General features: G+C 57.2%; 11 protein-coding genes. 3 read left to right on the top strand and 8 right to left on the bottom strand.

Translation table 11 applies throughout. The features are described from left to right. Window positions 1-6: 6 nt before the first annotated feature. Together ACWJKU_RS05805 and ACWJKU_RS05800 are read right to left on the bottom strand one after the other, a co-directional pair. A complete protein-coding gene (locus ACWJKU_RS05805; protein WP_454146668.1) occupies window positions 7-921 on the bottom strand; it encodes a sulfotransferase family 2 domain-containing protein in 915 nt (304 codons plus the stop codon). Then, window positions 875-1960, bottom strand: coding sequence for an ABC transporter ATP-binding protein (locus ACWJKU_RS05800; RefSeq protein ID WP_454148050.1), 1086 nt, complete (start codon window positions 1958-1960; stop codon window positions 875-877). The genes ACWJKU_RS05805 and ACWJKU_RS05800 overlap by 47 nt, the downstream gene beginning before the upstream one ends. On the opposite strand from ACWJKU_RS05800, the gene ACWJKU_RS05795 reads away from it, so the two are divergent. Next, window positions 1940-2176: a hypothetical protein gene (locus ACWJKU_RS05795; protein WP_454148210.1), complete on the top strand. Its 237-nt coding sequence runs from the start codon at window positions 1940-1942 to the stop codon at window positions 2174-2176. The two genes, ACWJKU_RS05800 and ACWJKU_RS05795, sit on opposite strands and share 21 nt — an antisense overlap. Here ACWJKU_RS05795 and ACWJKU_RS05790 read toward each other — a convergent pair. The 6 genes from ACWJKU_RS05790 to ACWJKU_RS05765 are packed head-to-tail and all read right to left on the bottom strand — an operon-like array spanning window position 2169 to window position 8015. Next, window positions 2169-2987 carry an ABC transporter permease gene (locus tag ACWJKU_RS05790; protein WP_454146666.1) on the bottom strand — a complete coding sequence of 273 codons (819 nt, stop codon included), beginning with the start codon at window positions 2985-2987 and terminating at the stop codon, window positions 2169-2171. The genes ACWJKU_RS05795 and ACWJKU_RS05790 overlap by 8 nt on opposite strands. Window positions 2988-3003: 16 nt before the next feature. After that, on the bottom strand, window positions 3004-3753 hold the full coding sequence (locus ACWJKU_RS05785; RefSeq protein ID WP_454146664.1) for a tetratricopeptide repeat protein: 750 nt from the start codon (window positions 3751-3753) through the stop codon (window positions 3004-3006). 10 nt (window positions 3754-3763) lie between these two features. Then, the gene (locus tag ACWJKU_RS05780) at window positions 3764-4903 is read right to left on the bottom strand and encodes a glycosyltransferase family 4 protein (RefSeq protein WP_454146662.1); all 1140 of its coding nucleotides are present in this window, start codon (window positions 4901-4903) and stop codon (window positions 3764-3766) included. Between the two features lie 6 nt (window positions 4904-4909). Then, window positions 4910-5839: a glycosyltransferase gene (locus tag ACWJKU_RS05775; RefSeq protein ID WP_454146660.1), complete on the bottom strand. Its 930-nt coding sequence runs from the start codon at window positions 5837-5839 to the stop codon at window positions 4910-4912. Between the two features lie 8 nt (window positions 5840-5847). Beyond that, window positions 5848-7083, bottom strand: a complete 1236-nt coding sequence (locus ACWJKU_RS05770; RefSeq protein ID WP_454146658.1) for a hypothetical protein — start codon at window positions 7081-7083, stop codon at window positions 5848-5850. Next, window positions 7080-8015: a sulfotransferase family protein gene (locus ACWJKU_RS05765; protein WP_454146656.1), complete on the bottom strand. Its 936-nt coding sequence runs from the start codon at window positions 8013-8015 to the stop codon at window positions 7080-7082. Before ACWJKU_RS05765 ends, ACWJKU_RS05770 begins: the two co-directional genes overlap by 4 nt. A 194-nt stretch (window positions 8016-8209) precedes the next feature. Between ACWJKU_RS05765 and ACWJKU_RS05760 the strand changes: the two genes are divergently transcribed. Both ACWJKU_RS05760 and ACWJKU_RS05755 read left to right on the top strand, forming a co-directional pair. After that, on the top strand, window positions 8210-10051 hold the full coding sequence (locus tag ACWJKU_RS05760) for an asparagine synthetase B family protein (protein WP_454146654.1): 1842 nt from the start codon (window positions 8210-8212) through the stop codon (window positions 10049-10051). A 318-nt stretch (window positions 10052-10369) separates the two neighbouring features. Further along, complete coding sequence (locus tag ACWJKU_RS05755) at window positions 10370-12496, top strand: sulfatase family protein (protein WP_454146652.1); 2127 nt, start codon at window positions 10370-10372, stop codon at window positions 12494-12496. Window positions 12497-12638: the final 142 nt, after the last annotated feature.

Raw genomic sequence — 12638 nt, 5'->3', positions numbered from 1 at the left:
TCTGGACTATGACTCGAACTGATAACCTAATAGCCTGATGTCTTTCTTATATAATTCATGGACGATTTTCTTGGTATTCTCGGTATAGTACTCAGAGTAATGCTTCTTTTCGGGCGAAACAGAACTATTCATTTTCTTCAATCCCACTTCGCCCAGTTTCAGTTCGGAGGATATTGTCTCGATGGCTTCGTTGATATTCTCGAGCCTTCCGATGTAATCCAACGGAACCTTGCCGGTCGGCGTGACCAGCCACCGGTACTGAGGAAAAAAGTGAGGCCATCGCAAATAATCCCTGTGAACGTCCAGATATTTAACGAATTCGTCGAACGAATGAAATTGCGCCATATGCTTCCGCGACCACATGGCGTCGTAGGAATCGAATCCGCCGGCTTTAATGAAATTGAATGCGGACACCAACCTGCTCCACGGATTTCTGACGATGGTGAATTTGAAATAACGGTTAAATATTTCCGATCCGAACATGATTTGATAATCGGTGATCGTGGAATGAGGAACCGCGGATCCGAACAAGCTATGAGCGATCGCAATGCCCGCGCACTTCGGTATATGAACAAAGATGCACTTCTTCGCGTGAAACTCTTTTATTCCATATGTGTATCCCTTCTCCGGATGGATAAAGGAATTTTCCAGTTCCCGTCTTTTTCCAAGGACTCTCCAGTACTGCTTCGGAAACAACTGTCGCACCGCAATCCGTCTGATATCGTGCGGCAAGGACCACAACAATGAAAAAATAATCCTTTGCCGATCGTTCAGGTAAACCCAAAACGATCCGTAAAGGTTAAATTCCTTGGAGGATTCCTGATTTCTTAATTCGGCATTTACGGGTAGCGAAGACTCGTCGTTGCCCGCCTCTTCAGGCGAAAGTCGCTTGCCTAGAGTCGCTTGTAATTTCTTTTCCATTAATCCTCCACGAGGAATCGATGTCGAGCAATCTTAAAGGGGGATTTTTCGCTTCCTCCGGCGAGACGACCTGGAAATATTTGATTCCCTCCTCTGAAAAAATCGGTCCGCGGAACTGGTCGAAAATCACTAATCTGATGCAATAAACACCGTTCCTTAACGGAAAATTCTGCCATTTGCACGATATATCATAAGTTCCGGGTTCGAAATCCGGCCATTCCGACAAAGCGTCCGTCGAATTGGCCGTAAGATAGATGAAGTCGGTAGTATGGGTGCCGACGACAACCTCCGGTTTCTCGATCTTCCTCTTGACGTCGAAGACAATTCGGACGGTCAGCGGATCTCCGGTATGGATGCGCTCGGTCGCCGTTCCGGTTTTATCCAGAATCTCTACCTTTTCCAGGCGCAAGACATCATTTGCATGGATGTTTTTTGCACCCCGGTGTTCGTGTTCGGCGAGAATTTTCTGGTTGTTGAATTCGTAGAATGCATTGCAGACTTCGTTCGGATTTCCATCGAGTTCGATTCGGCCTTGATTGAGCATGATCGCTCTCGAACACATCCGTGCGATCTGGCGCAAGTTATGGCTGACCAGCAACACGGTCTTACTCTGTTTCTTGATCAGTGTCTCCATTCTGTCAAAGCATTTCCGCTGGAAAGCAAGATCCCCTACCGCCAGCACCTCGTCGATAATGAGGATTTCCGCATCCATATTGGTGGCGATCGAGAATCCTAGCTTGACCTGCATGCCGGAGCTGTAGCGCTTCACGGGAGTGTCGATGAATTGTTCGAGCTCGGCAAAAGCTACGATCTCGTCGAATTTTTTGACCGTCTCGCGCTTAGGTATGCCGAGGATGGCGCTGTTCAAAAAGATGTTCTCCCGGCCCGTCAATTCGGGATTGATTCCCGCGCCGACCTCGATCAAGGGCGCTACCGATCCCTTTACGGATACTCGTCCCCGACTGGGCTTTGAAATGTTCGCGAGCAGCTTGAGAAGCGTACTCTTGCCGGCCCCGTTATGGCCGATGATACCGACCACTTCCCCCGATTTGATGGAAAACGTGGCATCGTTCAGAGCCTTGAATTTCTCCTGCGACTGCGCCGTTTTACCGGTCAGGCGTTTGCCGGCGTTCAGCAGAGTTTCCTTGAGGTTGGCCAGGTGGCCCAACTGGTATTCTTTAGTAACGTGATCGACCTCGATAATCGACATATTCCACGCAATTTTATTGATTTAATGGGAAAAACGATCAGATGACGTCGGCGAAATAATCTTCGGCTCTCTTGAAATAGAGATAGCTGAAGGGAAGTATCGCGAACGTCAGCAGCAATCCGGGAATCATGGCATCGAAATCGGGCGGCAATCCTTTGAGCAGAGTCCGCTGGAAACTGTCGATGATTCCGACCAGAGGGTTGGCCGTATACAGCAAGTACAATCGTTCGCTCCACTCCCCGGCCGCCTGGTTAACCAGGAGCTTGTCCCTGACCACGCTGAGAGGGTAAATCACCGGTGAAGCATACATCGCAAGTTGCAAGGCGACCGGCAAGGCTTGGGAAATATCCCGGTAATAGACGTTCAGAGCAGCCCCGAAAAAACTGATCGTCAATGCGACGACCATCGTGTAAAGAATGATCACGGGCACCCACAACGCCTGTAGATTCGGCACGATTTTGTAATACGCCATGAGCGCCGCCAGGATGAGAAAACTGATGGCCAGTTCCACCAGTTTCGTGACCATGGCGGTCAGGGGGAACACTTCCCGCGGAAAATAGATTTTTTTGATCAAGGCGGCGTTCGACGTTACGCTGCCGACGCCTTCCGAAGCCGATTCCTGAAAGAAGATCCAGGGCAGCAATGCGGCGAAGGCCATGACCGCATAGGGCAGTCCGTCGCTGGGAATGCCGACCAGTCCTCTCACCAGCGAAAAGATAACCACGAGCACGGTCGGTTTTAGAACGGCCCAGGCCAGCCCGAGATAGGCTTGTTTATAGCGCACGGAAATATTCTTCCAGGCCAGCGCCAATATCAATTCGCGGTATTGAAAGAGATTTTTTTTAGCTGGTTCCATCAAATATCTCGTGAATTTATTTCAGCTTTTCCCGACGTTTAAGCAAAGCACTTGAATTTGGCGCATGTTTGAGCCCGGCTTCGAGAGTTTTTTCCGCTTCCTCGCGATCCCCGACTTTTAAATAAAAATCGAATAGTTGAGCATAAGCGTGAGCATAATCCGGCTTTAGCTGAATTGCCCTTATATATTCGGCGGCCATTTCGGCAGAACGGTTCGCACGCTTGAGGGCTTCCGCCTTATAGAAGTGCGCCTGTGCGCGATAGGCTTTTAATCGGGGACTTGTTGCCGGCATCCGTTCATTTGCGTCTAGCACATAATCGAAGTTTCCGATCGCGCTCTGCAAATTGAATCCTTTTGACTGCGCATCCTTGGCTCTATCGGCTCTCAGCAGGAATTTCAGTCCCTGGCAAAAGTGATGGATCGATGTGAAGCCCTTGGCAGATAAGCTAAGATTACGGAGCCTTTTTGCATCTTCGGCATAATGCCCCTCGGATAAGGCGCGGCAGTATCCCGGCATCTGTTGAAGTTCGCTTGCCGTTATGCCGTAGTCGTCGGCGCCGGCGGAGCCGCTCCAGACGGCAAAAAGAATAATCGGAGCATTAAGGAGGCTCCGATTGAATCTCCGATTCGGAGACATTGTCTGGCCGGCGCTCCCGGCCAGGCCGTTTGCGATTGGAGCGCCAGGACGTCCCTTCCCAAAGGGAGATGGCTCGTTCAGAGCTTTCTTAAAACCTACCCCCCTAGAACGTATTCCGGATTTCCTCATAACCTGCGCCTCAACTGACCGCTATCGTTCGTGATGAAATACTTTCCCAGCCAAATTCGGACTTGGCCCTTAAATAGGCATTGCGTCCCAGCGCCGTGCGGAGTTCCGCGTCTTGAAAAACGCGGGCCAAAGCCGTGTGTACGGCTTCGACGCTCTTGCCGTCGGTCCTAAGCCCCGTGGCCTCGTGCAGCACCGCGGAGCCGGTGCCGCCTTCGGTGCCGGCAATCGCCGGTTTGCCGCAGGCCGCCGCCTCCAGGAAAACCATGCCGAACCCTTCGGTATCGCCGTTGATCTCCCGATTCGGCATGGCGAACACTTCGGCCAGGTTGTACCAGCGCGGCAAATCTTCGGCGGGCACGTGCCCCAGGAAGAAAATCCGGTCCGACACCCGATGTTCGGCAGCCAGATCCGCGAGATAGTCCCGGTCTTCGCCGATCCCGATGATCGCGTATTTGACGTCGAAGCCTTTTCGAATCAGTGTCGGCAAAGATCGGATGACCTGATCGAAGCCCTTGCGCCGGCTCAATCGGCCGACCGAAAGAATCAGCCGCTGTTCCGGCTTCAGCCCGATTCGTTCTCCCAGTTCCGAGGTGTCCAAGCCGGGGCGGAAGCGGTCCGTGTCCACGCCGGGGTAGATGAGGCTGATTTTTTCCGGATTCACGCCCAGCTTGACGAGTTCCTGCCGGGTAAACTCGCTGTTGGCGATGATCCGGTCGGCGTGCCGATAAACGAAACACATCGCGCGAAATTTGGCCGGCTGGCGCCAGGTGGTGATTTCTTCGCCGTGAGCATAGACCACCAAGGGACGGCGGATCAGCCGGGCAATCAGCCAGCCGATCAATCCTTCCGGCAAAACCCGCCCGGCATCGACCCGGTCGAAACGATGGCGCGCGGCCAATAACAAGCACTGCGCCAGAAATTTGCCGTACATGGCGAGCGATTCCGGCCGCAGCCACCAATGGCGGCGGAGCTCGATGCGGTGAACCGAGTTCGGATGCTCTGCATCGTGATCGGCGGCGCCCGGAACATCGGCGGTCACGATATGGATCTCCTTGCCCCCGATGCGCCGATAAACTTCGTCGAACCATACGGCGGTGCCGCCTTTGGTCGGCAAAAACAGCTCGGTGATCACCAAAATCCGCCTGCTCATGCCGGATCAGCCCCGAATCACGGAAAGCACGTCGCGGACGGACTGCCAGCCCGGCCGTTCCGCCAGCAGGGGCAGCACGGCTCGCAGCGCCGCCATCCAGCGCCGCCGGCGCAGGAGTACGGAAGCCAAATCCAGGCGGGCCAGTCTCAGTGCCTCGGCAAGTCCTTGGCGCAGTGTCGCGCCGACGGACGTCAGTTCCGTTTCGAGATGGCGCAAGGCTTCGAGCGTCTGCTGCTGAGCGCGCAACGGGTCGGAGCGGGTGGCGCTGGCCTCGTGGATGACGTAGGCGGCGAGCGGTTCGCAAACGACGCCCGCCCGGCGGCTGCGGGCGCACAGCCGAATCAGGAAATGGACGTCTTCGCAAACGGCGAATCGCGTCGAATAGCCGCCCAGCGCCTCGAACGCGGCGCGCGGAACGCTCAGGGTATGAGTGTCGCCGAAATGCCGGGCGACGAACTCGCCGAAACGATCCTCGCCCATCGCCGCTCGCCGGCTGCCATCGGCGTGTCGCAACAGGATCCGTCCCAAGGGCGTGCTGTCCATGGAGCGCCGTATTACGCCGCCGTCCGCGCTTCGGTAATCGAAATCGCCGGTCAGAAAATCGAGATCGGGATCGGCGTCGATGAACTCGGCGTGGGCGCGCAGGCGGTGTTCGTAGTAATAATCGTCGGCATCGAGGAAAGCGAGCCAATCGCCCCGCGCCATTTTCGCTCCGGCGTTTCTGGCCGCGGAAACTCCGGCATTTTGCTGATAGCAATACCGCACCCTGTCACCGAAACTTTGTGCGATTTCCCGGCTGGCGTCGGTGGAGCCGTCGTTCACGACGATGATTTCGAATGCCGGATGACTTTGCGCCAGCACCGAATGGATCGCCCTCGCCAGCGTCTTGGCGCCGTTGAAAACGGGGATGATGACCGAGAACTTGACTAGGGCCACGGGGTGAGTCAGATAGGGGTTTCTTGTTTTTGTTCCGGAGTCGTCAGGCAATTATAACCGAGCATGAAGAGCGTGGCCGGTAACGCCATTCCGGACAACCAGGCAAGTTTGGTCAATTTCGGTATTTCGCGCAAGCGTCGCAGATAGACCATCAATCGACGCGGCAGCCGGTTTTCCAGCCAATCGGCGTCGCGATGCTCGAAACCCGCGGCCAGTTCTTCGGTCGACATGAAAATGATCGAGGGATGGCGCCGCAAGGCCGAATCCAGCAATTTTTCGAACTCCGCGAAGGACCGCTCGGCGAATTCGTCGTCGGTGAAGTTGAATCGATGGGTCTCGAGCAATGCCGGGCGCCCCTCGAAAACCTTCTGCTCCAAATCGTTCAGCGCGCGCTCGGCGGTATGTCCTTTGGCGGGCTCGAAATAAACGTCGCGCACCATGTAGATCGCTCCGGACGGACTTCGCTGACCGTTCGACAGGCGCCGCCCGGTCCCGACGAGCTTACCGCCGATTCCTCGCCCGGTGTAGCGAGTACCGGGCGTCACGACGATTTTTACACCGGCTTTTGCCCAGGCGTCCTCGACGGATCGGGTCCATACGAACGTCGGCGGAACCACGACCCGGGGCGCTTCGCCGAAGATTTCCGCGAATGTCTCCACCTCTTCCCCGGCGGCCGCGGCTATTTCGTGTCCCGGCAAATCCGCGGAGGGCTGAACGCTCGCGTCGGTCCAGCGGCTCTGCAAGGGCGACGGCAGCGCTTCCGTCCGGTGCGGCGCATCGCCCGCAAGCCAGTCTCGGACGGCGGGGTCGGAAGCCGCCGCCATCAAAGCGCCCGGCCAATAATGTTCCATCCCGTGCAACTGCAAGGCGAACACGCCCTTTCCGACGCCCTCGTTCATGGATGCCAGGACGTCTCCGAACCGAGGCTCGGAGAGCAGAAGGCGGCGATAACCGCGGAAATGGTCCTCGCGGATCCGGGGCCCGTCCGGTATCGCCAGGATGACGCCGAGCGTCATGACCGGATGGCGGTTCCGCCGATCTTTTCTCTTCCCGAGAATTTCGATCAAGCGGCGAAGCCTTTCGGCGTGAAAAGCCGGCGCCGGCCCCCAGTCGTCGCTCTCGACGATCAGGACCGGATTTCGGAGCACCGGCTCGCGCCACAGCGCCGCCAGCTCCGACCGGTAAAAAAACAGAAACGCGCCGCCTCCGACAACCAGCCAGAGGAGGACTGCCGCCGCTATCACAGACGATAGCCCATTCGGGCGGCGACTTCGGCCACGCCGGGCAGGACGGTCTCGATGCGATCGCGGTTGCCCTTGTCGCGCCATTTCTCGGCACGGATTTCCGAAAACGCGTTGTACGGTCTGGCCAATACCCCGGCGCAATGCCGCGCCATGTGCGCATCGAACGGCAACTCCGCGCGCTCGAAAGCCGCCGCGAAACCGGCGACCGGATCGTTGAGCAGTTCTTCATAAACGATCTCGATCCATTGCCCGGAAGGAATTTCCGCCTTTGCGTCCAGGATGGCCTCGTTCATCGTCCGGTATTGAAAAGCGCAGACTTCCTCCAGGCTCGATTCGGCGAGTCCGCGCCAGCCTTCGGCCAGAAAAAAGCACCACCTCGAATAGTTCCCGCCGTCCACCGATACCTTTGCCGGCAGCGCATCCGACCATGTGGCGAACTCGTCGGAGCGCGCCCAGCCTTCCATGAGGGAGTGAATATTGTCCCCCGGATGACGTTTCACGTAGATGAAACAGGCGTCCGGAAAAAGCCCTTTCAGGTAGGGAATGGAAAGACCGTTCTGATTGTTCTTGTCGACGAAACGCCGTTTTCCCGTATGGGCGAAGAAAAAGCGCGCTATGAAATTCCGTTCTTGCGGCGTGGCGTTTTCGGGAGCGATCGCATGGGTATCCCAGTTTCTTTCCGAAGGCGGATGCAAGCCGGCCCAAAAATCGTGGGTTTCCCGCTGCAGGCTTCCCAGGGCGCGACATTCCGAAAAGGTTTTATAGACGAGCGTCGTTCCCGCTCGGCTGCAACCGACGATGAATATCGGCTTTTCGATGGCGGGTTTCGCCAAATCCCACCAGTAGCCGCGCCCCCTCCGAATCCATTTGTCGCCATGAAACTTCAGTGTTTTTCTGACCTTAATCCAGAATTCATCCATTCTTGTCTGCACTCGCTCGATTCGAGAACCCCAACCGGTTTATTGAAAATCCATTCGGAAAAGCATAATCGCTTCGGCCGGAATTGCCGATTCGCCGTCCGATTCAAATCGACGCGCCATGAATTCCGGCTTCCTGCGCTATTAATTTAACAGGCGCTTATCCTCTATACTTGGCGCCAGTTTCAATCAGTCTCTGCGAGAATACTATGAGCGGCATTTGCGGTTGGATCAATCACCGTCCTTCCTCCCCGGACATGGAGACGGTAGTCGAACGGATGAGCCGTCGATTGTTCATCAACCCTGCTCACGACTCCCAAAAAACCGTTCATGCGGCCGGCGGTTTCGCGGCGGTCGGTTTGCCGGCGCAAATCGGATCGCACGCGAACGGATCGATCGTCGCGGCATATCATGGCCGCCCGCGCTGGAACTCGAACGAGTTGAGCCAGGCCGCCGAGCGCCGCGGTCACGCCCATGCGCTCTGCGAGGCCTACGCGAAATACGGCCCCGAACTTTTACAACGCTTGACCGGTTCGTTTTCCCTGGCCGTCGTCGACGTCGAAAAGGGAAACGGCCTGATCGCCATCGATCGTATGGGAATATCCCCCCTGTACTATAGCTTTCGCGACGGACAACTGATTTTCGGCTCCGATGCCCGTTGCGTCACGCTACATCCCGATGCGGACAGCCGCTTGGACAACCAGGCCATTTTCGACTATCTGTACTTCCACATGGTGCCGAGCCCGCGCTGCATCTTCGCCGGGCAAGAGAAATTGCTGCCCGGCCAATGCGTAATACTCGAAAATCGGAGCATCGAAAAAGTATTTTATTGGAAACCGGCATTCTCGGAAAACAAAATTCCCATACAACGACTGTCCGCGGAGTTTCGCGAGAAACTGACCGCTGCCGTTTCCTCTTCGCTGGATACGTCGAAAACCGGCGCCTTTTTGAGCGGAGGAACGGACAGCTCCACGATTTCCGGGCTTTACCGCCAGATTGCCGGCGAACCCGTCGATACCTACAGCATCGGCTTTGGCGCCGAAGGGTTCGACGAAACCGAGTTCGCCCGTATCGCCGCAAAGCACTTTTCGCTTCGCGCCCACGAATATTACCTGACGCCGCAGGACGTAACGGAAGCCATTCCGCAAATCGCGCAAGCCTACGACGAACCTTTCGGCAATGCCTCTGCGGTGGCCGCTTTTTTTTGCGCGCAAAAGGCCAAGGCCGACGGAATCGATACGTTGCTGGCCGGAGACGGCGGCGATGAGCTATTCGGCGGCAATGTCCGATATGCGAAACAGAAAATCTTCGAGTTTTATCACGCTCTGCCCGCCCCTCTTCGCCGCTCGGTCATCGAACCGTTCGTGTTCGGTTTTCCTTCGGGCGACAAAATCAAGCCGATTGCCAAGGCGCAAAGCTACATTCGTCAGGCTCAAATACCCTTGCCGGGTCGGTTTGAAACCTATAATTTCCTCAATCGCTTTCCGTTGGCCGATATTTTCATGGATGATTTTCTGTCCGGCATCGACACCCGAGAGCCTTCGATGAATGCCGAGGAGGTGTACTGGCGCGCCGAGGCCGACACGTCGCTCAACCGAATGTTGTTCATGGACTGGAAATTGACGCTGGCGGACAACGACCTGCGCAAAGTCAACCGGATGTGCGAACTGGCCGGGGTCGAGCCCCGCTATCCCATGCTCGACGACGATCTCGTGGCCTTCAGTACCGGCGTGCCGTCCTCCCTGAAACTTAACGGCTTCAAGCTGCGCTATCTTTTCAAAGAAGCGCTGAAGGATTTTCTGCCGCAGGATATCCTGAAGAAAAGCAAGCACGGCTTCGGCCTTCCTTTCGGAATCTGGATGAACGAATACAAACCCTTGATGGACATGAGCCGCGACTGCCTGTCCCGCCTTTCGGCGCGCGGCTACGTGAGACCGGCATTCATCGAAAGCCTGTTGGCCGGGCATCGGGAGTACCCCTCGTACTACGGCGTCATGATTTGGGTTTTGGTGATGCTGGAGCAATGGCTCTCGATGCAGAATGTTCAATAAAGCCGGCGTGAAACGTCTTTCCGACGAAGCATTTACCCGCTTAGGGTGATCGCGTGGGTTCCGACCGCATCAGCCCGGCCGATCGCTGACCCGCGGCCGTTCAGCGCCGGGAATTCTTCAACCTAAAAACCGCCGTCGAATCGCCGAAATGACCGCCATGCCACGTCAGCCGCCGCATGCCTTCAATCCAACCCCGCTCCCGGAGGGCGAGGGGCCAAACGCCCTTCTCCCGACCTTCAAAACACCTTCTCCCTTTGGGAGAGGGTTTAGGATTTTTCGGGTCGTTTCCGACGGCCGGATTTAGGTTTAACCCTATCTATGAATCTATCCGCCGACTTCGTCCATGCCCTGCAAAACGGCGCCTTCGCAAGTCTCGTGGTGGCCGCGGCGGTTGCGCTGTTGCTGACGGGCGTCTCCCTGATACATCTGGACCGGACCGGCCCCCAGATTCGGGACGAGGTTCTGGCCCATTTTCGCGGATATTTCGCCTACAGCCTCGGGCGCCTCGCTTTTTGGGTCTGGCTCATCGCCTTTTACTTGGGATTCTCGGGACATCTGCTTTATCTTGCGGGTTGCGCCGCTCTGGGCACGGAACCCGGTGCCACCGGAAGCTATATCGCAGCGGGCGCCGGTGTCGCCGTGTCCGCGACGGCGCGCTTTCTTCACCTTCTCTGGCATTCTCCGGCCACCTTGATCGCCTCCTTCAACTACAGCTATCGAAAGCTTGCCCGCGTGTGGCGCGCCCTCAGCGCGTCCCGAATCCGCCTGGCCCGCCTGGCGCTTTTCGGCGGCGTATTCGGCTTGCTCGGAATCGCCGACTGGCGATTGCTGGCCGATGGACGTACTGCCGATGCGCTCGCGCTCACGCTGCTCGGGGCTCTGCTGGCGTTTATCGCGCAAATGGCGATGTCGCTGCCCGAGCCGGCTCCGGCGCAGCGCCGCCGGCATCATGGCCAGCCAAACATTCTGATGATCGGATCGGACACGCTGCGCGCGGATCGCTTGGGGCTCCTCGGCCATCACCGGAATTTGACGCCCTTCATCGATCGCCTCGCCGAGCGCGGAACCTCGTTCTCTTCGTGTTACGTACCCTGCGCCCGCACCGCGCCGAGCCTTACTTCGCTGTTGACCGGCTGTTGGCCGCACACTCACGGCATTCGGGACAACTTCGTCTCGGACGAGGAAACGCGGCTGACCGTGCCGTGCCTGCCCGAACTTCTCCGGCAATCCGGCTACCGAACGGCGGCGGTATCCGACTGGTGCGGCGCCGACCTGGGCAAGTTTCCCTACGGCTTCGATGAGACGGAAGTTCCCGAGGATCAATGGAATCTGAAATTTCTGCTGCGCCAGGGGCCGAAAGAGCTGCGGCTGTTCCTGTCGCTTTTTTGCCACAACCGGTTCGGGAAGCGATTTCTACCGGAAATCTATTACCTCGCCGGCGTTCCCCTGAATCACCAGGTCGGGCGCGATGCGCGCCGGATGCTGAACCGGCTCGCACAAGGCGACCGGCCCTTCTTCTTGAATGTATTCATCGCTGCGACGCACCCTCCCTTCGGCTGCGAGTATCCCTATTACACCCTTTACTCGAATCCCGCCTACGAGGGCGAATCCAAATTCGTCATGGCCCGGCTCACCGATCCGTGGGACATCATCGACCGCCAGGCCGATCCCAAAGAAGCCTTTCACCTCGATCAGATCATCGATCTTTACGACGGCTGCGTCCGGGCCTTCGATCACGAAGTGGAAAAGATCGTCGATCATCTGCAAGCGTGCAGCCTGCTCGACGACACGATCATCGTCGTTTATAGCGACCACGGCTTCGAATTTTTCGAGCACGACACCTGGGGTCAAGGAAACTCGGCGATCGGCGACGAAAGCGCCCGAGTCCCGCTGATCATGGCCGGTCCCGGCGTGGCCCGGGGACGCCGCATCGACCAGCTCGTCCGCAGCGTCGACATCGCCCCCACTCTGCTCGAACTGACGGGGGAAAAAGTTCACCCGGACATGGAAGGCGAATCGCTGATGCCCTGCCTGAATCCGATCGAGAATCCGAAGGAACTCGGCCTGGCCGTATTCAACGAAACCGGCATCTGGCTTACCCGGCTTCCCGGCACACCCGACGACCACCTCGCTTATCCCAACTTGATGGAGCTGTTGGAAGTACCCGACAAAACCACCGGTACTTTGGGCATCCGCGCCGAATACCGGAAAATCATCGTGCAGGCAAAGGATCGCATGATCCGGGACGGACGCTGGAAACTGATTCTTCGCCCCCTGGCCGGCGGCCCCCTTTACGAGCTTTACGATATGGAGATCGATCCCGAGTGCCGGCGGAACGTATTGGCCTCTTATCCGGAGATTGCCTCGCGGCTCATCGCACGGATAGAGGCGTGGCTTAATGCCGATCCAATCCTGCGGGACTCGACGTCAAGGGAAAATGGCTGATGGCCGGGATCGGAAATCGGTTCCAATTCATCCTAAAAACCGCCGTCGAATCGCCGAAATGACCGCCATGCCGCGCCGGCCGTCGCAGGCCCTCACCCCAACCCCGCTCCCGGAGGGCGAGAAGCCAAACGCCTCCGCCCGA

Source organism: Methylocaldum sp. MU1018 (assembly GCF_053646775.1).
This window is presented reverse-complemented; position numbering and strand designations above follow the sequence as displayed.